Consider the following 22,377-nt stretch of genomic DNA (forward strand, 5'->3'; position numbering starts at 1 on the left):
ACTTATTCGTCCGCCATCTATTTACCTAATCCGGTAACATGCAGTCAGCATTTACTCATCTGGAGCACCATGTTTTCTGCACGATCACCAGGACATATAGCGGCCGACAAGGCGATACGACCACGAATTTTGGCACAACTGGTGACAAAAGTAATGGGACAACTGACCTTGGCCGTCGCCGGCGGCACTCTCCTGGTGTTTTCAATGGGCTATGCCCGGGCACAGGAAGCGCAGGCTGGCGATGCGCCAACCGAGCAGGGCACGACTGAAGCCACGGCGCCCGCCCTGCAATACGAGGTCAAGGTGAATGCGCCCGGCGACCTCGATGAGTTGCTGGAAAAGAACCTGGAACTCGAACGTTTCCGCGGCAACCCGCGCATGGACCGCGAACAATTGCAGCGCCTGGTGCGTGATGCGCCCGAACAAGTCAAGAACCTGGTGGCCACGGCCGGCTTTTATACGCCCACCGTCAAGGTGCGGGTCGATACCACGGGCAGCAAGCCGGTCGTCATCGTCGATGTGGAACCAGGGCAAGCCGTCACGGTCGACAAGGTCGAGCTGGAATTGCGCGGTTTCGACTCTACCCCGCCACTGGCCGCCAGCGAACCGTACGACAAGGAAGCGCTCAAGCGCAGCTGGTCGCTGAAGACGGGCGACGTGTTCCGCCAGTCGGACTGGGAATCGGCGAAACGTGCTCTGCTGCGCGAAGTGGTGCAGACGCGCTACCCGCGCGCACAGCTGCTCGACACGCAAGCCGTGGTCGATCCGGACACGCACAAGGTGTCGCTGCTGGTGGTGCTCGACAGCGGCCCCGAGCTGCGCTTCGGCGAGCTGCGCATCGAAGGATTGAAACGCTATCCGGAAAACATCATCACCAACCTGAACAAGATTCATGCTGGCGACTATTACAGCGAAACGGCCTTGCAAGCCTACCAGGCCGCCTTGCAGGATACGGGCTACTTTGCCAGCGTGGAAGTGAGCGCCGACATGAGCAGCATTCTCAGCGAACAGATCGAGGCAGGCCAGGCCAGCCAGGATGGGGCAGAGGCGCCCACCGACGCGCCGGCCGCCAAGCCCGTCTATCGGGGACCGGCGCCGCAATTGCCGCTGGTGGTGCGCGTGACGGAAAACAAGCAGCAGAACGTCAGCGCCGGTATCGGTTTCAGTACCAATACGGGTAACCGCGTCCAGCTCAACTATGACAACCTGAACGTCTGGGGCACGCGCTTCAAGAGCGCGATCACCATGGAGACGAAAAAGCAGGCGGCGCACACCAACTTCTATTTGCCCACCACTGCGCGCGGCTATAGCGACAGCGTGGGCGCCTCGTTCGAGCGCAGCGATATTTCCAACGAGATCACGGCCGTATCGGCCATCTCGGCCAAACGCAACTGGGGCGGCACCAACCTGGAACGCAGCCTCACCTTCGAATTCCTCAGGGAAGACAAGACGGTGGTGGGCCTGGAGCAAACGCGCAGCAAGAGCTTGCCGCTGACCTATTCCATCACCAAGCGCGACCTCGACAGCCTGCTGTTTCCCACCCGTGGCTACGTCATCAATGCCCAGGTGGGCGGCGCGCTGTTGCCGGTCCTGACCGACGAGCGCTTCGTGCGCGTGGCCGCCAAGACAGTCTGGTACCGTCCGCTCGGCGAAAAAGGCGAAGTCATCCTGCGCGGCGAAATGGGCGCGCTGGGTTCGAAAGATAAAAAAGGCGTGCCGGCCGTCTACCTGTTCCGTGCCGGCGGCGACCAGTCCGTGCGCGGTTATGCCTACCAGGAACTGGGCGTCAAGGAAGGCGACGCTACCGTGGGCGGGCGCTACATGGCCACCGCCAGTGCCGAATACCAATACTGGTTCATGCCGAAATGGGCGATCGCCACCTTTTATGACGCCGGTAACTCGGCCGATACAGTCAAAGGCGCGCTGACGCCAAAATCCGGTTATGGCCTGGGCGGACGCTACAAGAGCCCTGTCGGCCCCATCAATGTGGACGTGGCGTATGGCCACGCCGTCCACGCTTACCGTTTGCACTTTTCCCTGGGATTCACTTTCTGATGTCTGAAATCACTACCGAGTCTCCCGAGACCACGCCACCCGCCAAGAAACCGCGCCGCTGGCCCCGTTATCTGGCCATCGGCATCGCCAGCCTGGCCGTGCTGCTGGGCGCCGCCTTCTGGTTCCTGGGCCGCGAATCGACCCTGCAACTGCTGGTGCAAAAAGTGGCCAGCGCCAGCGGTGGCGAAATCGAAGTGAGCGGCGTGTCCGGCTCGCTCTACAACCGCATGCACCTGGGCCATGTCAGCTACCGCAGCAAGACGCAGCACATTACGGCCGAGAATATCGACATCAACTGGTCGCCGTTCCAGTATTTCTCGGAAGGCATCGCGATCAGCGAACTGCACGTGGCCAGTTTATCCGTGGAAAGCACGGGACCGTCCGATGAACCGGCCACCATGCCCAGCAGCCTGGCCTCGCCGTTCAAGGTCGGCATCAGCGATGCGCGCCTGGACAAATTGACCCTGGTCAGCGCGGACGGCAACACGGTGCTGGAAAAAATCCATCTCACCTTGTCGGGCGACAAGAATGAATGGCGCTTAAGCGATGCCTCCGTCAGCACGCCATTCGGCCTGGCCAAGGCGGACGCCACCATCGCCGCCACGCAACCCTTCAAACTGAAGGGCATGGCCAGCCTGACCCAGCGCAACCCGGCGGCGGGCGAAAAGCCAGCCGCCGTGGCCCTGCAACTGGGCGGCGACCTGAATTTGCTGAACATCACGGCCAAAGGCAGCGCCGGGCCCGCCACGGCGGATGCGCGCCTGGCCCTGGCGCCGTTCGATCCGGTGATCATCCTGCGTTCGGCCAGCATCCAGGGCCGCAACATCAATCCTGGCCAGTTTGATGCCACCTTGCCACAGGCAGATTTGAGCCTGGCGCTGGACGCCGCCATCGGCGACAAGCAAAGTGTCTCCGGTAAATTGTCGGTACTTAACCACGCCACGCCTGGCCCCATCGACCAGCACAAATTGCCGCTGCGCCAGTTTGACGCGCGCCTGGGCGGCACGCTGACGGCTACCACCCTGGAATCGGCCCTGATCGACCTGGCTGCTGCCGGTAAATTCACGGGTAGCGGCAAGCTGGACCGCGAGGCGGCCGACGGCCCGATCGGCAGCGCGCACCTGTCCTTGCACACGGACAGCATCAATTTGCAACAGGTGTACAGCAGCATCAACAGCACCAAAATCGTGGGCGACATCGTGCTGGACAGCGATGGCAAGACGCAAACCCTGCGCGCCAAACTGGGGGAAGCCAAGCTGCGACTGGACCTGGAGGCGAGCATGGCCGACTCGCTGGTGCAGTTGAGCAAGGCAACCTTGCAAGCGGGCAAGAGCCAAATCAACGCCACGGGCCAGATCAATTTAAAAGATGAACAAGCCTTCAAGGCGGTGGCCAGCGCCAGCCGTTTGAACCCGGCCGACTTCGGCGCCTTCCCCGTGGCCGACCTGAACCTCGATGTGCGGGCCAACGGCCACGTTGCCCCCCAATGGCTGGCCAATGCGGACTTTACCGTGCGCCCCAGCAAGCTGCTGGACCAGCCTCTGTCGGGCAAGGGCAAGCTGACGGCCGATGCGCAACACTTCAGCGGCATCGATGTGGCGCTGGCATTGGGCAAGAACACCCTCGCCGCCAAGGGCAATTTCGGTGGCGCCGGCGAAAAGCTGAACTGGAACGTGGATGCGCGGCAATTGTCCGCCCTGCAAAACGACTTGCTCGGTGCAATCGTTGCCAGCGGCGTCGTGCAAGGCAGCTTGCAGCAGCCGCGTAGCACTTTTGTCGCCGACGCCAAAGGACTGGGCTTGACCAGCGGCAAGCGCCCCGTGGCCGACAGCGTGATCCACGCCAGCGGCGAGGTGGGCTTGACGGGGCCGAAGAAGGAAGCCGAGCTGAAAGTGGCCGGCAGCGTGGAAAAAATCAACCCGGCCGCGTTTGGCGCCCTGCCGGTCGGCAATATCAATGCCAGTTTCGACGGCAGCGGCCGCCTGACCAGCGACTGGCGCGTGGCTTTGAATTTAGCCCTGCGCGACTCCAGCTTGCAAAACGCGCCGCTGGCCGGCTACGCCAGGTTGTCGGCCAATGCAAAACGCCTCGACAGTGTGGACGCGGACTTGCGCCTGGGACCGAACAGCCTGCTGGCCAAGGGCGCGCTGGGCGGCGCCACGGATAAACTGGACTGGAAACTGGACGCGCCGCAATTGTCCACCCTGGGCCCGCGCTTTGCCGGCGTGCTGCGCGCTGCCGGTTCCGTCTCCGGCAAGCTGGACGCACCGGCCGCGCAACTGTCGCTCGATGGCAAGGACTTGACCTTCTTTGGCGACCAGCAATTGAAAACCGTGAAAGGCAGCGCCAGCGTGGGCGCCGGCCAGGGTCCACAAGACGCCATGGTGAGCGACCTGGAAATCACCGGCTACAGCACGCCCAGCTTCAAGCTGGCCGGTGCGCGTTTGAAATCGACGGGCACGCGCGGCAGCCATACCATCAACCTGGCGGCGCGCAACGACGATTTCGACGCCAGCGTGCAAGTTCGCGGCAGCCAGAGCGGCGCCAACTGGACAGGCAGCATCGACAGCCTGCAAAACAAGGGCCGTTATGCGCTGGTCTTGCAGGCGCCCGTGCCAGTCAAGGTGGCCGGCCCGGCCGGCAGCGGCGTGGCCGGGCTGGGCCAGCCGGAACACATTTCTGTCGGCAACACCATCATCAAATTGCCGGCGGGCAGCATCACCATGCAAAACCTGAACAAGGACGGCGCCCGCTGGACCAGTTCGGGCCAGGCGGCCGGCGTGGCGCTGACGTATCTGGCGCAAGTGATTCCGTCATTGCAGGCCAACGCCCGCAGCGACCTGACCCTGGGCGCGCAATGGTCGCTCGACATGCAGGCGGCCATTGCCAATCAGAAAGAACCCAAAGCCCCCTCCTTGGCAGGCATGCTGCATGTCTACCGCGAAAAAGGCGACGTGACGGTGGGCGTGGAGCAGCCGCTGGCACTGGGCTTGCGCACCCTCGATGCGCGGGTCGATATCGCCAACCAGCAACTGCGCCTGCAAGTCAAACTGGACGGTGCGCGCGCGGGCCAGAGCGATATCAATGCCACCGTGCATATGCTGGACGGGCGCATCGGCAACGATAGCGCATTGAACCTGACGGGCACCACCAGCATCGCCTCGCTATCCTGGCTGGCGCCGCTGACGGGCCAGGCAGGACTGGAACTGGGCGGTGGCCTGACGGTGGCCCTGACAGGCAGCGGCACCATCGGCGCGCCGAAATTGAATGGCGATATCAACGGCAGCAAGCTGCTGGTGAGCTGGGCCGACCAGGGCTTGAAGCTGCGCAATGGCGTGCTGCAAGCCAAGCTGGCTGGCGACCAGTTGCAATTGCAGCGCCTGAGCTTTGACGGCGGCGATGGCAAGGTGCAGGCAGACGGCTGGGTGCGCTTTGCGAACGGCGAAGCCAGCCTGGAATTGAAATTGATGGCCGACCGCCTGCAGGCGCTGTCGCGCCCCGACCGCACCCTGGTCCTGTCGGGCAACAGCACCCTGGTGCGCAATGACAAGCATTTCAGTTTCGACGGCAAGTTCAAGGCCAACCGCGCCCTGATTGAGCTGGCGCCGCAAGACACGCCCACGCAAAGCAATGACGTGGTGGTGCTGGGCAAGAAAACCGCGGCCAGCAAGGAAGCACCATCCTTGCCCCTGAATATAGACCTGGAGTTTGATCTGGGCAACGCCTTCCATTTGCGCGGCATGGGACTGGACGCCGACCTGGAAGGCAATATCCGCGCCCGCGTGCTGAACCGCGCCGCGCCACGCGTGACGGGCAGCATCCGGGTCGCCAGCGGCGTATATGCCGCGTACGGCCAGAAACTGTCGATCGACCGGGGCGTGATCAACTTTACGGGCGCCTACGATAATCCAGCCTTGAATATCCTGGCCGTGCGCAAGCGTCCGGAAGGCGATACCTTGTCGGAAACCAATGTGGAAGCCGGCGTGGAAGTGCGCGGCACGGCCCAGGCGCCGACCGCCAAGCTGGTGTCCACGCCGAACGTGTCCGATAGCGACAAGCTGGCCTGGCTGATCCTCGGCCACGGTGCGGAAGCAGCGGCCGGCGATGAAATGGCCCTGCTGACGACGGCTGCCGGCGCCCTGTTCGGCGGCACGGGCGGCGGCTTGCAAGGCAAGCTGGCCAATTCACTGGGCCTCGATGAAGTGGGCCTGTCGCAAGCCCAGGGACTGGAAAGCACCGTGGTCACGGTCGGCAAGCGCTTATCGTCGCGCGCCTACCTGACGTTCGAGCAAGGCACCAGCACGGCCAGCAGCCTGGTCAAGCTGCGCTACAAACTGGACCGCCGCTTCACCCTGCAATTCCAGACCGGCACCAATAATGCGCTGGACGTGTTGTATACGTGGGCGTTTGATTGAGTTAACCAACAACAAAGGGCGCCTCGGCGCCCTTTTCTTTCGCTGCTGCAAACGGGCTTACTCAGCCACGTCCAGCCCGCGTTCGATCATGCCTTCGACATACGCGCGCAGATATTGTTCCAGCGCCGGGCCAGACAGCACGTTGGCGGTCAGCGCGCCGTGCGGCGAGCCTTTCAGCAGACCATCGTGGTACACGCGCGCGATCCAGCCCACGTCTGCTCCGGGCGTGTAATCGATTTCATAGTCAAATGACTCTCCGCTGACTTTGCGCGTATAAACTTCCTTGATAATTGCCATCTAAAACAGCCTTTCTTGACGAGATTAACTGGGGTGCGGATCGGGCACGGGATCATCCTGCGGCACCGGATGCACGGGACCGGGATGGTGCCCGGGCGCCGTATCGGGCGCCCATGCGGGTTCGTGGGCAGGCTGGGGATCATCGGCAGGCGCCGGATCGGGCACGCGGTGGGCATCGCTAGCGATGGCTATCATGGCTGGCCTCCTTGACGACAAAGGAAGACCATACCACGCAACGCCCACCGATTGCCTTTATTTCACTGCTTGCTTGACCTCGGTTTCAAGCGGCTTGGCGTTCTTCACATATTTCTCCAGCCAGTTGTTGCTTTCATACAGCATCTGCATGATCGATTCGCGCGCGCGGTAGGCGTGGCTTTCGTTAGGCAACATCACCAGGCGCGCCGTGCCGCCCAGGCCTTTGACGGCCTGGAACATGCGTTCGCTCTGGATCGGGAAGGTGCCAGGATTGTTGTCCTGCTCGCCATGGATCATCAACAGCGCATCCTTGATCTTGTCGGCATAATTAAACGGCGACATGGCTTGATACACATCCTGCGCCTTCCAGAAGGAACGCTCTTCCGCCTGGAAGCCGAACGGCGTCAGGGTGCGGTTGTAGGCGCCGCTGCGGGCGATACCGGCACGGAACAGACGCGTGTGCGCCAGCAGGTTGCCCGTCATGAAAGCGCCATACGAATGGCCGCCGATGGCAACGCGGTTGCGGTCGGTCACGCCACGCTTGACCACTTCATCGACCGCCGCTTCGGCGTCGGCCACCAGCTGCGTCAGATAGGTATCGTTCGGTTCCTGCTCGCCATTGCCGACGATGGGGAACGATGGATTGTCCAGCACGGCATACCCCATGGACAAAAAGGCGGCCGGGCCCCAGTAGCTGACGGCATTGAATTTATACGGCGAACCCTTGGTCTGGCTGGCGGCGCTGGCCGATTTGAATTCCTGCGGATACGCCCACATCAGAGTCGGCAGCGGGCCGTCGCGCTTCACGTCGTAGTTCGGCGGCAGCATCAACGTCGCCGTCAAGTCCACGCCATCGGCGCGCTTGTAGCGGATCAGCTCTTTCTGCACGTCTTTCAGTTGTGGCAGCGGATGCGGGAAATGCGTCAGTGCCGTCAGTTGGGCCGCGCCCTGCTGCTTCAGGTTGCGCACATAATAGTTCGGCTGTTCGGTCGGCGCTTCACGCGTGGACAGCAAGCGGCTGCCGTCTTCATCGAGCACGGCCACCACGTTTTCATAGTACGGCGCGGCGCTCTGGAACAGGCGTTCCGTTTTCTTGGTGGTCAGGTTGAAACGGTCGATGAAGGGACGCTCGCCCTCCGCCGTGGCGCCCTGGCCGTCGAGCAGGATGGAATTGTCGGCAGAGACCAGCAGGCGCGGCAAGCCGGCAGCGTCAGGGCGCATCACGGGCTGGCCCGGATCGTTGTAGCGGTCTTCCAGCGAGCGCGTGGACAGCAGCTCGGCCGGCGTGGCGGGCTGGTCCGGCGTGATTTTCCACTGCTTCACGATCCGCGTCTTGTACCAGGCTTCCGTCAGCAAGGCCAGGTCGCCCCGGCCCCATGCCACTCCCTGATAACGCGAAGCCAGCTTGGCCAGCACGGCAGGTTTCGCCGTGAACGGCGCCGCCTGCGTGTAGACGATATCGCGGATCTCGGCCGCCTTGGCCGGATCGCCGCCATCCTGCGCTTCGGCCCACACCAGGGTGGCAGGCGCATCGACGCGCCAGCTGACCGAACGCACGCCTGCCGACACGGCGTCATTGCCTGGTGGCAATCCCTCTTCCAGCGGCAGGCTCGCCACCGTATGGGTCACCTTGCCGGAGAGGTCGCGCACTTCGATCTTGTGGCCGAAATCATAGGCTGGCACGATGTAGGAGTACGGGCGCAGGATGCTGGTCGTCAGCAGGTTCTTGCCGTCCGGCGAGCTCGATACGCGCGAGTATGGACCAGGCTGGCCGACCAGGCGCTGCTTGCCCGTCACGTCGAGCAAGGCCAGCTGCACGGTGATGTAGTGTTCAAACAGCTTTGCGTCTTCTTCATTCTTCAGCAGATCGGGGTAAGTACGCAATTGCTTCACGCCGCCGCCCGGGTTGCTGTCCTGCGTGGCAGGACCGGTTGGAATCCCCACCGACTGCGCCACCGCGCCCAGCTTGGCCGGTTTCAGCATCACCAGCAAGGTTTTGCTGTCTGGCATCCAGGAAAAACCACGTCCGTTCACCGCCGACAAGGGCTGGCTGCCCAGCTTGCGCGCCACTTTCGTCTGCACGTCGAGCAGCCACAGTTCCACGCCAGACTCTTTCACGCCCTTGGCCGGGTCGGCATAGGCGACATGCGTAAACGCCAGGTAGTGCTGGTCCGGCGACCAGGCCAGGTCGGCGATGCGCGGTGTTGCCGGCAAACCACTGACCTTGATCTCTTTCTGCGTATCGATGTCGAGCAGGCCCAGGCCCGTGTAGAAGCTGAAACGGCTGGCCGAATAGGTGCGCGGATTGATGCGCAAGCCGGCCAGCTTCAGTTCCGGCTGCGCCACTTCGCTGATGCTCGGCAGCGACGGCGTCGGCAGCACGGCGGCCAGGTTGCGTTTCGGGCTCAGGTTCAGGACCGGTGCGCGCGGCGCATCAACGATGGCTTGCAAGGGCGCTGGCGGCAGTTGGTAGCCGGCATCTTGCGCCATGGCCAGCGAGGACGAGGCAGCCATGAGGCCCACGGTAATCGGCAACAAGGGCAAAGGCAAACGTGTAGACATGGGACTCCAGGAATGGTTGAGTAGTCAGGAATAACGACACTGCACCGCCCCTGGCGGTACTGTGGGACAGAGCATATTGATGACATGGCATGAAAATGTCAATAAGCAACTTTTCCTGCCTGCGCGGCAATGCCGCAGCGGCAGCGATCTGGCTTACAATCGCTGTTTTATCCGCACCCCGAACGCATACATGGAAACCACCACCCTCGCCCTGCTTTGCCTGGCCCCGCTGCTCGTCTGGCGCATCTATTCACGCCTGAAAAAACTGGTGGCGCGCCAGCAATCGCATCTGTGGCGCCATTGGCTGGTGGCAATCGGTTTTCCCGCGCTGATTTTATTTCTGGCGACAACGACGAAATTCGACATCCTGCCCCTGTCCAGCCTGGGTGCGGGCGTACTGGCCGGCGGCTGGCTGGGCGTACTGGGCCTGAAGCTGACGCGCTTCGAACAGGCGGGTAAACATTTCTTTTTCACCCAGCACCGCTACCTGGCGATGGCGATCACCATGCTGTTCGTCGCCCGCCTGCTGTACCGCGGCATGGAAATCTACCTGAACACGCGTTTGCCCGTGCCCGTGCCGCCGCCGCCATTCGGCCAAAGCCCGCTGACCATGGCCGCCTACGGCCTGCTGACCGGCTACTACGCTACGTATGCATGGGGCTTGATACGCTGGAGAAAGCGCAATCAGGCTTTGCCTGAGAGCATGTGAGCGCAAGGGCTACCCATCAGGATGCCCGATACAGCCGGAACTGGTGGGCGGCCGTATAGAACAAGCCCATGGCGATGGGAAGATAGGTGAAATAGAGTCCCACCAGACACAGCACAAATAAAACGATCAAGCTGCACCAGGCCAGACTGCGTTTCAGGGGATGCAATGTCATCGGCATCAATGGAAGTTAAATAATTTGCAATTGTAGATTGAATATATCCACAGAGCAACTTACTACCGCACCGCCCGCCATTACGGCGCTATCGCTGGCGCCACGCCCTGATGCTCGCCCGTGGCCGCCACATTGCCAAAGTACACGTCCAGATCCTGCTGGGGCCGGAAATTGCGCAGCTTGACTTGCAAGGTAGTGGAATTGATCTTGCTAAAGGTGCCGGGGAAGCACAGGCTGACCAGCTCGTCCGGCTTGCCCTTGATCAGGTTCAAGGTAAAGTCTTCGATGCCATTCTTCCAGGTGTTACCGGTCGTCAAAATATACGAAACGGCCACGGCATTGACCACGCCGTTCTCGCCTGCCCTGGCGGACAGGCGCTGCCAGGTTTTCTGGAAAGCCTGGTCGCTGCAGTATTTCTTTTCAAATGCCTCGTCATTGCCCAGGTAAGTGGCAGCGCTACCGGCGGCAACGAACGGCGCATATTGGTGGCGCACGCGCACGACTTTGCCGGCGGGGAATTTCTGCTGCCACAGATAGCTGACTTTCACGGTCCAGGCCGGCACCCATTCCTCGTCGTAGAGCTGGCCCAGCAAGCCTTCCTTGAGCAGGATGGCGCGCTGGGCCTCGCTCAAGGGCGCCACTTGCTGGTCGAACGGCGTGTGCGAGGGGAAATACGCGATCTGCTGGTCCGTCAAACCCAGCTGGCGCAGGCGGGCCGTCACGTCCTTGCCGGCCAGCATGGCAACGAAGGTGGTGTCATACGGCTTGCGCTTGCCATCGACCTCGACGGTGAACTGCTGCGGCTGGCCGTAATACGTGGGCGAGCCGTGGTAGCCGGCCGCGTATTCGGGCAAGGGGAAGAAGATCGTTTCCTCCACATCGCTGTTTGATTCGTTGAGGAATTCGTAATCGACCTTGATCAAGTCGGCGCTCACGCTGAGCACTTCCTTTTTCATGGCCACGGCGTCCGTCTTGCCAAACACGATGCCGCCGGCGCTTTGGGCGGCGATACCGTCGTTGGCCATGGCGGGAACCGCACTGGCGATTGCCAGTGCGGCGGCCAGCGCGCGCCAGCCCGTCAAGCGGCCTTGCCCGCTGCCGGCTCCTGGCGGCGCTGCAAGACGAAAATCGGCTGCGCCCATTGCGTATCCTTTTTCTTCTTGCTGGTGATCAGGGTCAGTTCCGATGGATCATACACATCCGTATTGTGCGTCAACGGCGTCGTCATCAGATACTGCGCTTCCGTATTTTTCAGAAACTCGCCGACCAGCTGGATATTACGGATATCGAGGTGGGCAAACGGTTCATCGATAAACACGAAGCCGCCGGAACCGTCTTCCGACTTCAGCAAACCGATCAGCAGCACCAAGGATTTCATGACTTGCTGGCCGCCCGACGCTTCGCCATCGTTCATGCCGATCACGCCCTTGCCATCGAACTTGAAGCGCACATGCAAGCCAGCCTGCGACAGTTGCACATCGTCGTTTTCCAGGCGCACAGGGTCGGCATGCACTTCGATGCCGGCCAGTTCGCCCAGTTCCTTGATGTTCTTGCTGTAGGTCTTGATGGTGTAGCGCAAGCGTTCCATGTAGGCGCCACGGGCATTGCCGGTCGCTTCGATGGCGCGGTTGTTCTGGTAGCGGCGCTCGTCGGTTTCCGACTGACGGCCATGCAATTGATCGGACAAGCGATGATGCTGGTCGATCACGGTGGCGTCCAGTTCCCAGTCGTCACGCGCCAGGCTGCTTTGCAGGCTGGCCACGCGCAGGTCGACCTGGTGCGAGTTTTGATGCTCGGCCACCAGCGCGGCGCGGCGCGACGGCCGGCGCCAGCTTTTCGGCAAATGGCGCCAGGCGCGGCGCAGGGCCAGCAAGGCGCGCGCATGTTCGGCGCGCTGCTCGATCTGTTTCTTGTAACCCAGGCGCGAACCGGCTTCCGCCTCGGACAAAGCCAGGCGTGCGTTTTGCCACACAGTATCGGCGCGCGTACGCACCACGGTGGCGTTCTTGGTCAGGTTTTGCAGCTCGCCCAGGCGGCTGCCTACTTCCAGGCGCTCTTCTTTCAAGGGCTTGGAATTGCGCACGGCTTCGGCGAATTCTTCCTGACGGGCACTGAGTTCCTTGGCCGCATCGACACCGGCGATACGCGCCTTCAGGGCGCCCACTTCCGAGGCCAGTTTCGAAATCGCCAGGGTCAAAGTATCTTCCTGGCCTTCCAGGCCCGGCAGGGAACGCAGCAGCGCTTCGAGGCGGCCCGTGCGGCCAGCCTGGCCGAACCGATACCGCGAGGCTTCCACGAAGAGCGAGCGGCCACCGCGGCGTTCGCGGTGATACGCCTCGGGCGTGATCCATTCCTCGTGATTGCCCAGTTTAAAACCGGCTTCCACGGAATCGACACGCGCAATACGCGACAATTGTTCGATCAGCCAGCTCGGCACCGGTGCGGAAAACTTCACCACCGCCAACAGACTTTCATCTTTCGCCGTTGGCGCCGTGACCAGCTCGGGCACGATAAAGTGGCGATAGCGTTCTTTTTCCGCCAGGCGATAGGCAGCGGCCGCATCCTTGGCCTTGTCCAGCAAGACGACCGAAGCGTAGCCACCGAGCACGCCTTCGACGGCCCCTTGCCAACGGCTGTCCGTCACTTCGACGATATCGGACAGCATGGCGTGGGCGATGCCCGCGTCACGCAGCGCACGGCGCATGCCGCGTACATTGTCCGGCTCCGGCATGGCCGTCTTGCCTTGCAACGCGGCAATCGTCGCCTGTTCAGCAGCGATACGGGCCGACAAGGCATCGCGCTGCTGGCGTTGGCGCAGCAAGTCGGCTTCTTTCTGTTCCAGCTGGGCCGCCACTTCGGCGATATCGCTGCCGGAGTCCGCCGCCAGCTTTTGCAGGCGTTCCTTTTGTTCCAGCAAGCTGTCCAGCGGTTTCAATTTCGCATTGATCAGGGACAAACGGCTCTGCAGGCCGATCGATTCCTGCTCCAGCAGGGTTTCATTCATTTGCGCATCCGACAGCGCTTTTGCCTGCGCGGCCAGCGCATTGCGCTTTTCCGTCAGTTGCTGGTCGGCCTGCGCCATCGGCTTGCGCGTTTCGCGCAGCTGGCGGCTGGCGGTAGCGGCTTTTTCGCGCGCTTCGTGGTACTGCAGGCTGGGCAGCACTTCTTCGAGCAGGTTGCGGCGTTCCTTGTGCAAGCCTTCCCATTGATGGTAGTTGGCCACGCGCAGGCGCAAGCCTTCCAGATTGGTTTTTGATGCTTCCAGTTCCGTTTCAAAGCGCTTCAGCTCTTCTTCCGTATCGCGCTGATGGCGCTTGGCTTCATCGTAGGCGTCCAGCACTTCCTTGTCGCCAAACACCTGGAACACCAGGTCGAGCAGCTGGCGCGGCGCGTATTCGCACAGCTTGTCCGTCTCGCCCTGCTCCAGCGCCAGCACTTTCGACATGGCCGGCGACAGGCCGGCATTGGCCAGGCGCTTGCGGTAGTTTTCCACGCCCAGCCAGTCGTTGGCGTCGGTGATGTCCTCGATCTGTACATTGCCTGGACGCATCAGGTACTGGCGCTTCCAGTCGCCGCCATTCTTCTGGATCTGGCAGAACAGGGTCACTTCATCGTCGCTGAAGAAGCCGGAGCTGCGGAACGGGCGGTTCGAAAGCTGCTTGCCCATGTTCTTGTTGTCGACCACGGCACGCAGCCAGGCCGTCTGCTGGCCCGAATGGCGCGCATAGTGCTTATACGTGCGGCCCATCGAGCAATCGAGGCCGAACAGGGTGCGCAGCGCGTCGAGCAAGGTGGTCTTGCCCGAACCGTTCTGGCCGGCGATGGTGATGATTTTCGCGTCGAGCGGAATATTCTTGATGCGCTGCCAGTAATCCCAGTGCACCAGTTCAAGTGATTTGATATGAAACATGGGCGCTTTCAGTGAGGGATGTCGGACGAGGTGTCATCGTCGGTATCGTCGGTATCGACGGCAAGGTCGGCGTCCGCGTCGAGCAGCGGATCGCCAACCGCCACCAGGCGGGCCGGTGCGCGTTTGAAGACGTCGGCCAGCGCGCCATTGATGATGCGTTCCTTGAGCACGTCGGTATCCATCATCAGGTCCAGCAGCGGGCCTTCGAGCAGCACGTCGCCGCGCCGTTCGATGAAGCCCAGCTTGGCCAGCGTGCCCAGGTTCATGTCCATGCGCGTCTTCTTGCCCAGCTTGTCGCCGAAGTCCGACAGCAGCGCCTTGTAGGAAATGCCGATCGAAGTGTCTTCCGCGCGCGGCAGCGGCTTTTCGGTGCCGAACATATCGTTCTGGTCATCGTCTGCATGCTGGTGCGTTTCCTGGCGTTCGCGCTTGGGCAGGATGATCTGCGCCCACAGCACCACCAGCAAGGCCACGCCATCGCGGGCCAGGCCAAAGTTATTGTTTTGCCACACATCGCGCGCGCCGAAAATCTTCGGCTCAATCGTGCGCGTCAAGGCCAGCGTCACATGGTCGGCATACACGTTGTCGAGCAGTTTCAAGCCGCAGGCGAGCAGACGCGCATCGACTTCGGCGCGGAACAGTTCGTCGGACAGCACGCGCTTGACCAGCTTTTCGTCGCGGCGCAGGGTTTGATGCGTGAGCAGGCGCGCAATCAGGATTTGGGAATCGTCATTCATCGGCGGTGCCGCTATCTAAATCAAGTGAAACATTCAGTGAAAGCGAGGCGATCGACATGGCTGCCACGTGGGGGTCGGCCAGTTGGACCATCTCGTCGGTCGGTGTAAAGGTGATCGGCAAACGGGCCAGTTCAGCCGTCGCGCCCTGCAGGCTCGCTTCGGACACATCGCCCAGCAGCGGCAGCATCGAGGCGCGGTACGAGGCCACGGCAAAGCTGGCAGGCAGCAGCGAATCCTGCACCGGCACCGACTTCGGTCCCTCTTCGCCGATGCTGGGGAAATTGCCCAGGCTGGCGAAATTGGACAGGCGCTCCAGCAAATCGTCGAGTTCCAGCTGCATGGCCGGGCCATCGCTGATGGTGGTCGGCGCGTCTTCGCCGCTGGGCAAGCCCGTATTGGCCACGCCGGCCGCCCGTTCGGATAACAGTTCCGTTTCGGCCACGTCGATCATTTCGGCCGGCGTCGAGAACAGCGGCACCACCGGCTGGTCGATGGCGCCTTCGGCCAGGCTGGCCAGGTCGTCATGCAACAGCAGCCAGCGCTTGATATCGGTGGTCGACAGGCCCGACTGGCCCAGGTGCACGCGCTGGCGCTCGATCTGGTTCAGGGCGCGCGAGAACATGCCTTGCATATTAAGCAACTTACTTTGCGCGCGGCCGATCGCCTGCGCCGCCTTGTGGGTGGCGCCATCCGCGTTTTCATCCGAGGTAATCGCCAGCAAGATCTCGGACCCTTTCTCGACCCAGTCGCAGGCCATGTTCCACTTCGCCTGCGCCGCGCGCAAGCGGAATTCGGAACCGGAAGCGATGGCGTCGGAAAACTCTTCCGTCAAGTCCACCAGGCGCCCCAGCAAGTGCTGCAATTGCTCTACCGACACGCCGCCCACGGCTTGCGCACCGGCCACCTGCGACAGCAGGAAACCCATTTCCGCTTCGTCTTCCGTCTGGCCCAGGCCCAGCAGGCTGTCGATGGCGGACAAGACATTGCGCGCCATCGGCGTCACGCGGTACACACCCTGCTGCGCATCCCACGCCAGCAACTGGTTCGAGCGCAAGCGCAGCAAGACGGTTTCCAGGCTTTCCGGCAACAGATAAGCGAGTTTCTGGTTGATATCGGCACGCGTGTAGGCGGACGTGGCCACGTCGGCCGCCAGCTCGCGCAACACCAGCAAACGCACCAGCACGCCGTCGAAACCGCCATGGAACAGGGCCGTAAACACTTGCAGCAGCGGCTGCGCCCGTTTCAAATGGAATACTTGCTCGATTTCATCGGCTGAAATATTCGGCTGGAAATGCGCCTGCAAAGAATCGTGATGCTCCTGCTCTGTCTGGTTTGCATCCGCAGCCACGGCTGCACTTGCCATTATATCAATCATTCTATTCCGGATGAGTGTTCTGCGGGCGGCGCAGCGGGCGAAAGCGGCGCTGCGGGGCGGGGGCGTCAGTATATCAGTTCTGACATGCAATTCGACACGTGGGAGGGGGGAGTGCGGCTGTCAGGCGATTGATTAATGAATCAATAAAAACCCACACCAGGAATGAGGGTCCGTTCCTTCGGAATCGTGATACGCCCATTAGGCGTATCACCCCGGCGGGTCTGACCCCACAACGATAGCAAGCACTTACTTTTTAACGATCTTCTGCAAGGTTTGCTCCACGTAATCGCCATCGACGTCGGCAAACGTCACTTTCACGGGATACCATTCCAGCGATGGCGCCAGCCACAGGTCGACCTGCTGGCCCTGCTTGTTCGGCGGTGGCGCCTTGATCAGATGCAAAGCGGCCACGTCGCCCTGGCCCGTGTTCACGCTCTCTTCCTTGATCACCTTGAAAGTCCAGGGCTCGGCATCGCGGCGGCCGGCCACAAAAAATGTCCATTCGGAACCGGGCACGAATTTTTCGGGTGCGGCGCGGGCCACGCTGACCAGTTGCCAGACGGTGCTGTTGCGGTCTTGTTCGCCGCCCTTGAGCGGATAGCTGTCGTCGCCTTCACTAAAGACGATGGTCTTGCTGTCGCGCTTGAAGGTGGTGGTCGCGGCATCCTGGCGGAAACGCTTTTCCACGAATTGCGACGGCGCCAGGCCAAAATCATCGACCGCGCCATCGCTGCGCTGTTCCAGGATCTTGCCGAACAGGGGCACCTTGGTTTCCGCCAGCAGCGAATACTTGCCATCGCCGGCACGCCAGTTGCTGACCGACTCGCCCGCCAGGGCAATGCCGCGCTGCTTGGCCTTGATGGTGTACGTCAGGTCGGCCGATGGCGCCAGCTTGAAGGCGCGCTTGATCACGGGATGGTCGACCGGTGCGTCCGCCATGGCGGGCGCCATGGTCGCGGCCAGCAAGCCTGCTGCCAGCATCTGTTTAAAGGGAGTCAAAGGTTTCATTTATTTTCCTGTTGCATAGTTGTCGAAGGCGCAGCGACGGTAATTTTGGAAACGGTCTGCGTGGTCAGCGCCCCGCTCGCCTCAGTATTGCGTATTTGTACCGGATACCATTGCAAGGACGGCGCCAGCCAGATATCGAGCTGCGACGAATACGAGCCCGGCTTCGGTGGCCGGCTCAGATGCCAGGTCACCAGGCGGCCCATCTTCGTATCGATCTCTTCCTGCCCCACCAGCTTGAAGCGGAACACGGTCGCCTCGGTCTCTTCGCCCACCTGGATATCGATATTGCCCGCCAGCTGGTTCACGTCGCCGCGACCGATGGCGGCCAGCTGGAACGGCACGCTGGCCTTGTCCTGCGCCCCGGGCAACCAGGGCACGGAAGCCGTGCTGGCCGAAAACGTGATGGTTTTCTGCGCCGCATTGAAGTGCGTGGCCGTCTGCGAACGGCCCTTGCGTTTTTCCGTCGCCGTGACAGGCACGATGCCGTTGTCAGCTATGATACCTGTACTGGTCAATACCAGCAGATTGATGCGTGTAATCAATATACTCAAGCCCACTTCCAGCTTCAGCTGGTAGCTGTCTCCCTTATTTTGCCACGACATGGCCGCCACGCCCGTCCATTTGGTGCCATCGGCATCGCGGCGGTCCACCTGCATGTCAAATTCGGCCGACGCGGGCACGTTGACCTTGTAATGCGGTGGCGCAGGGACGGGCGGCGGCGCAGGTTCAGGCGCGGGCGCCGGGACCGGCTCGGGCGCAGTTGCCACGGCCGCTGGCGGCGGCGCAGTGCCGGGAGCCGCGGCCGGCGCCACGGGGCCTTCCGGCACATCGCTGGGCGGCGCCGTCAATTCAGCCGCCACGCTCGATGGCAACGGCGTTTCCAGCGGCGGCGGCGGTGGTGGCGGCCGGGGCCGGGGCTGCGGCCTGAGCTTCGGTGGCGGTGGTGGCGGAACGGGCAACGGTAGCGGCTTGGGTGGCGCGGCGATCAATTCCATGTCCACCACGCGCGTGACATCCTGCGCCGGGCGCGTGCTACCGGCGTGCGAACTGAGCCAGTCGAGCGCCAGCACATGCAGCACGACGATCACCGCGATAAAGACGACGGTGCGGCGGCGCGGCGGCGAAAAGAAGGGGGCGGGCGTCATGGCTGCTAGTGTAACGCCACTTACACTATTTCTGACGAGGAAGACCACGCTACGGATCAGCTTTTATGTAAGAAAATGTTGATGAAAAATGTCTGCAGGATTACGTCAGTTGCAAGCTGATATCTGCTAGGCTAGGGGTATCGACCTACCAGGAGACTTCAGCATGGCTAATCCGCAAATGCCCCAGATGCCCGGCGCAGCAGTTGTGAGCGATACGCTCGACTTCGTCAAAAACCTGTGGGGCAGCATGAGCGTGCCTGGCATGGGGGTGCCGGGCATCACGGCGCCCACCTTGTCGGTGGAAGAACTGGACAAGAAAATCAATGATCTGAAGGCGGTCGAAGCGTGGCTGAATCTGAATACCAGCATGCTGCGCGGCAGTATCCAGGCGCTGGAAGTGCAGCGCGGTACGATTGCCACCTTGAAATCCATGGGCGCCTCGCTAGCGGCAGCCATGAACCAGCCTGAAGCGAACGAAAAATCGCTGTTTGAATCGGCACCCTACGCTTCCGCCTTCTTCCAGCAGCCAGCGCCACCGGCGCCTGCCCCGGCAGCGGTGCCAGAACCAGCGCCGGCGCCACCGCCAGCGGCGCATGCCGAAGCCAGCAACCATGCGGCAGCCCAGCTGGCCAATCCGAATGCTTGGTGGAATTTATTACAGGATCAATTCAAACAGGCGGTGTCGACGGCGATGTCGCCCGAGACGCCCAGCAGCACCGGACAGGCCAAAGCCAAGGGAGCGGCCAGCAAACGGGCCAAGCCTGCCGAATCAGGTACTGGCGCGAACGTAGGGCGAAGCGCAGGAAACAGCACCGTCAAGCCCAAGGCGCCCGCCAAGCGCGCGGCGCCCAAGGCGGCGGGTAAAGCCTGACAAGACCTGACAAAACCGTAGCGAGCCGATGGGAGGCTCGGCGCCCCCGTTGGCCTGAGAAACGGAGCTGTGCGGATGCACGGGCGCCGAGTCAGTGAGCATCGGAGGCCGCAAATCGCGACGCGCAGTAGGTTTTGATCGGCGTTCCAAGCTGCCCGGAAGCAGCAACATGATCAGGCGAGACGGTGAATGCGGATCGCCTCGATCAAGTTATCGGCCTGGCGTTTGACGTCACCGATGGTGATCAGGCCTTCGTCGGCCAGCGCCTTGGCATGCTCGTACGAGGACTGGAATGTTTCCAGCGTGTCGCCCTTGGCGGCTACCGGGCGTACCCAGGCGATGCTGCCGACTTTCATTTTTTTGTAGACTTCATTGACCACATCACGCATATTTTCATCCTTATTGTTATAAAGCAACTCCAGCGCGGGCAAGCCCACGCCGGCCTCTAGTTTATCATCCGACACGGCCACGCACGGCTTTCACTGGTTTTTCCACCACAGGCGCGGCTTTTTCCAGCACCACGGCCTCCCCTTCGGGCGCGGGCGGCGGGGTCAGTTGCAACAGTTGCTCCATCAATTGCGCGAAACGTTGCTGACCTGGTGCAATTTTGTCTACATACAACAACACTTCCATCGCTTCCTCCGCCAGCGCCTGCTGGTAGCCGCGCTGCTGCAAGAAGGACACGATGATTTGCGCCGAATTGAACAGGATGCGCAAATTGTTCGGCAGTTTTTCGCGCGCCGCGCGCATCCATTCGACTGCCTCGTTGAGCTTATCGGTCTTCCACAGCAGCACGCCCTTGTTCATCAGGTCCGACGCTTCCTTGCGCGCAGCGTTGATCAGGCTGGTGCCTTCATCGCCCATCTTCGCCTTGTCGAAGATCTTTTGCACCTCGTCCTGCACCACCTGGTTGTCGTGGTTATTCTTGACCACATACGACAGCAGGCCGGCCGGCGCATCCTTGACGCCGACGGCGAACAGCAGGGTCGCCAGCTCCATGCAAATGCTTTTATCGGGCCGCACGGGGTCCTCGGCCAGCATCGCTTCGAGTTCGTCGCCGCAGGCGCGCGCACGCCGGTAGTCACCGGTTTCGTGATACACCATGCCTTCCGTGATCTTGGAGCGCAAACCGATCTGCTCGGGCGGGAATTCACGCTGCGCCAGCAACAGCCATTGCAGCGCCTCCTTGGCGACGTTTTTCAAGCCGCATACGCGCGCCAGGCCCAGGTAGGCGTCGGGCGTCTTCATGACGGAAAACTCGCCGATGGCCACGCATTTGCGAAAAGCCTTTTCCGCCATCGCCACATTGCCGATCTTCAGCGCAGCCTGGCCCAGGCTGCGCTGACGCGGCACGGAATTGGGCGACAGCCGGGCCGCTTTTTCCAGCACGCCACAGGCTTCCTCGTGCTGCCCCATCAACTGGTAAGCCACCGCCATCTGGTCGTAGGCATCGATGTAATACTTGTTTTCAACGATCACGCCCTGGAAGATCTGCCGCGCCGCCTCGTGTTCGCCGTTATTCATGCGGATCTTGCCCAGGCCTGCCTTGGCCCAGCTGTAATCGCGCTCGGCCAGCACCTTTTCATACACGGCGCGGGCCTTCTCCGGCTCGCCGCTTTTCAGCAGCAAACTGGCTTTCATGCGCAGCAATTCCAGCTCGTGCAGCTTGTTCAATTCGATCTGCGCATCGCACAGCTTGGCCGCCCGCAGATAATCCTTTTCCAGGCAAGCCTGGTCGATTTCGCGGAATACCTGCTTCTTGTGCCACACGCGGTTCAACCGCGTCAGCAGCACGCCTTCCGTGATCGGCTTGATCAGGTAAGCGTCGGGCTGGTGTTCGGCCGCGCCCATCACCGATTCCACGCTTTTTTCGGCCGACACCATCAGCCACACGCTGGACGGCGCCGTCAGGTTGCGCACCCTTGTCTCTTCCAGCACTTGCTGGCCGTTCTTGCCCTCGCCCAGGTTGTAATCGCACAGCACCACGTCGTAACGCGTCTTGGCCAGCAGCTTCATGGCTTCGCCGCCGCTGGCCGCCTGGTCGATATGGCGCGCGCCCAGGTTGCGCAAGGATTCGCGCAGCAGGATGCGGATGCCGATAAAGTCGTCGACCAGCAGATAATGTTTGTCGGCCCAGTCCGTGGAACCTGCCTCGATGGCGCTGCCCTTGTTTTCCGTCGTCATGGTGATAGCTCGCTCAGGGCAAACGCAGGATGAAGCAACCGCCGCCCAGGGCGCCGCCATTGGCCAGCGCAATGCTGCCGCTCTGGCCGCGGTATTTGTGCATCTTCGCCACTTCACTGGAAAAATACAGTCCCAGGCCTGTGCTGTTGGTGGAAAAATCCACGCCCGCCTGCATGCCGTTCATGGCGGCGCTGCCCGCCTCGATCAGGGCCTGCGAATAGCCTTCGCCATTGTCTTCCACGCGCAATTCGAGCACCGCGTCCACTTCGCGCGCGGACAGGCGTATCGTGTCTTTGGTATAGCGGATGGCGTTATTGATGGCATGCGCCAGCACGCCGATCACCAGGTCTTCATCGAGGGTCCAGATCAGGTCAGCCGGAAAATCGGTTTCCAGGCGTATGCCCTTGGAGGCCAGCAGGATTTTTTCCTGGTCCACCACCTGTTCCACCACCTGCCCCACCAGTTGCGGCTGCACGTCGAACGGGTAGCCGGGCTTGCCCACTTCCTTGTACAGGGCCAGCAGCTGGATCAGGTTATCGTTGAGGCGCTTGGTCTGGTACAGCATTTGCGCCATCTGCAGGTAGGCTGGCGCATTCTGCGCCGCATCAGCATCCGCCCTGGCCTGTTCGGCCGCCAGCAGGGATTCCAGCGTGCCACTCAGGACGCTGATCGAATTTTTCATGTCGTGCACGGTCGACGCCAGGAACAGGAAAAGCTCGGGCGAGCTGTGTTGATCTTCCAC

The 22,377-nt window shown here is 61.9% G+C and carries 16 protein-coding genes; 4 read left to right on the plus strand and 12 right to left on the minus strand.

Annotated features, from left to right (window positions below; genetic code table 11):
- Positions 1 to 141 precede the first annotated feature (141 nt).
- Together ACL9RI_RS12970 and ACL9RI_RS12975 are read left to right on the plus strand one after the other, a co-directional pair.
- Positions 142 to 2,055 carry an autotransporter assembly complex protein TamA gene (locus ACL9RI_RS12970; protein ID WP_422726989.1) on the plus strand — a complete coding sequence of 638 codons (1,914 nt, stop codon included), beginning with the start codon at positions 142 to 144 and terminating at the stop codon, positions 2,053 to 2,055.
- Complete coding sequence (locus tag ACL9RI_RS12975; protein ID WP_422726990.1) at positions 2,055 to 6,470, plus strand: translocation/assembly module TamB domain-containing protein; 4,416 nt, start codon at positions 2,055 to 2,057, stop codon at positions 6,468 to 6,470. The genes ACL9RI_RS12970 and ACL9RI_RS12975 overlap by 1 nt, the downstream gene beginning before the upstream one ends.
- 57 nt (positions 6,471 to 6,527) lie before the next feature.
- Here the strand turns inward: ACL9RI_RS12975 and ACL9RI_RS12980 are convergent, their stop codons facing one another.
- Genes ACL9RI_RS12980 through ACL9RI_RS12990 form a run of 3 tightly spaced genes read right to left on the minus strand, consistent with a single transcriptional unit; the run spans position 6,528 to position 9,524 of the window.
- Positions 6,528 to 6,767, minus strand: a complete 240-nt coding sequence (locus tag ACL9RI_RS12980; RefSeq protein WP_422726991.1) for a hypothetical protein — start codon at positions 6,765 to 6,767, stop codon at positions 6,528 to 6,530.
- Between the two features lie 24 nt (positions 6,768 to 6,791).
- Positions 6,792 to 6,962 (minus strand): hypothetical protein, encoded by a 171-nt coding sequence (locus tag ACL9RI_RS12985; protein WP_422726992.1) that lies wholly within the window; start codon positions 6,960 to 6,962, stop codon positions 6,792 to 6,794.
- Positions 6,963 to 7,019: 57 nt separating this feature from the next.
- Entirely contained in the window at positions 7,020 to 9,524 is a 2,505-nt protein-coding gene (locus tag ACL9RI_RS12990) for a prolyl oligopeptidase family serine peptidase (protein ID WP_422726993.1), read from the minus strand.
- 190 nt (positions 9,525 to 9,714) lie between these two features.
- Between ACL9RI_RS12990 and ACL9RI_RS12995 the strand changes: the two genes are divergently transcribed.
- The gene (locus ACL9RI_RS12995; RefSeq protein WP_422726994.1) at positions 9,715 to 10,233 is read left to right on the plus strand and encodes a hypothetical protein; all 519 of its coding nucleotides are present in this window, start codon (positions 9,715 to 9,717) and stop codon (positions 10,231 to 10,233) included.
- Between the two features lie 252 nt (positions 10,234 to 10,485).
- On the opposite strand, the gene ACL9RI_RS13000 is transcribed toward ACL9RI_RS12995, so the two are convergent.
- From ACL9RI_RS13000 to ACL9RI_RS13025, 6 genes are all read right to left on the minus strand, one after another.
- Complete coding sequence (locus ACL9RI_RS13000; protein WP_422726995.1) at positions 10,486 to 11,547, minus strand: DUF4424 family protein; 1,062 nt, start codon at positions 11,545 to 11,547, stop codon at positions 10,486 to 10,488.
- Positions 11,484 to 14,315, minus strand: a complete 2,832-nt coding sequence (locus ACL9RI_RS13005; RefSeq protein WP_422726996.1) for an ATP-binding protein — start codon at positions 14,313 to 14,315, stop codon at positions 11,484 to 11,486. Before ACL9RI_RS13005 ends, ACL9RI_RS13000 begins: the two co-directional genes overlap by 64 nt.
- 8 nt (positions 14,316 to 14,323) lie before the next feature.
- A complete protein-coding gene (locus ACL9RI_RS13010; protein WP_422726997.1) occupies positions 14,324 to 15,052 on the minus strand; it encodes a hypothetical protein in 729 nt (242 codons plus the stop codon).
- The gene (locus ACL9RI_RS13015) at positions 15,045 to 16,415 is read right to left on the minus strand and encodes a hypothetical protein (RefSeq protein WP_422726998.1); all 1,371 of its coding nucleotides are present in this window, start codon (positions 16,413 to 16,415) and stop codon (positions 15,045 to 15,047) included. The genes ACL9RI_RS13010 and ACL9RI_RS13015 overlap by 8 nt, the downstream gene beginning before the upstream one ends.
- A gap of 258 nt (positions 16,416 to 16,673) precedes the next feature.
- Positions 16,674 to 17,435: a DUF3108 domain-containing protein gene (locus ACL9RI_RS13020; protein WP_422726999.1), complete on the minus strand. Its 762-nt coding sequence runs from the start codon at positions 17,433 to 17,435 to the stop codon at positions 16,674 to 16,676.
- A complete protein-coding gene (locus ACL9RI_RS13025; RefSeq protein ID WP_422727000.1) occupies positions 17,432 to 18,580 on the minus strand; it encodes a DUF3108 domain-containing protein in 1,149 nt (382 codons plus the stop codon). Before ACL9RI_RS13025 ends, ACL9RI_RS13020 begins: the two co-directional genes overlap by 4 nt.
- A gap of 163 nt (positions 18,581 to 18,743) precedes the next feature.
- Between ACL9RI_RS13025 and ACL9RI_RS13030 the strand changes: the two genes are divergently transcribed.
- Complete coding sequence (locus ACL9RI_RS13030; protein ID WP_422727001.1) at positions 18,744 to 19,451, plus strand: PhaM family polyhydroxyalkanoate granule multifunctional regulatory protein; 708 nt, start codon at positions 18,744 to 18,746, stop codon at positions 19,449 to 19,451.
- A 173-nt stretch (positions 19,452 to 19,624) separates the two neighbouring features.
- On the opposite strand, the gene ACL9RI_RS13035 is transcribed toward ACL9RI_RS13030, so the two are convergent.
- The 3 genes from ACL9RI_RS13035 to ACL9RI_RS13045 form a co-directional block, all read right to left on the minus strand.
- Positions 19,625 to 19,840 carry a hypothetical protein gene (locus tag ACL9RI_RS13035; protein WP_422727002.1) on the minus strand — a complete coding sequence of 72 codons (216 nt, stop codon included), beginning with the start codon at positions 19,838 to 19,840 and terminating at the stop codon, positions 19,625 to 19,627.
- A 64-nt stretch (positions 19,841 to 19,904) separates the two neighbouring features.
- Positions 19,905 to 21,635 carry a response regulator gene (locus tag ACL9RI_RS13040; protein ID WP_422727003.1) on the minus strand — a complete coding sequence of 577 codons (1,731 nt, stop codon included), beginning with the start codon at positions 21,633 to 21,635 and terminating at the stop codon, positions 19,905 to 19,907.
- A 13-nt stretch (positions 21,636 to 21,648) separates the two neighbouring features.
- Positions 21,649 to 22,377 carry a sensor histidine kinase gene (locus ACL9RI_RS13045; protein WP_422727004.1) on the minus strand — a complete coding sequence of 243 codons (729 nt, stop codon included), beginning with the start codon at positions 22,375 to 22,377 and terminating at the stop codon, positions 21,649 to 21,651.

This window comes from Janthinobacterium sp. Mn2066 (assembly GCF_049319705.1).
Taxonomy (GTDB): domain Bacteria; phylum Pseudomonadota; class Gammaproteobacteria; order Burkholderiales; family Burkholderiaceae_D; genus Janthinobacterium.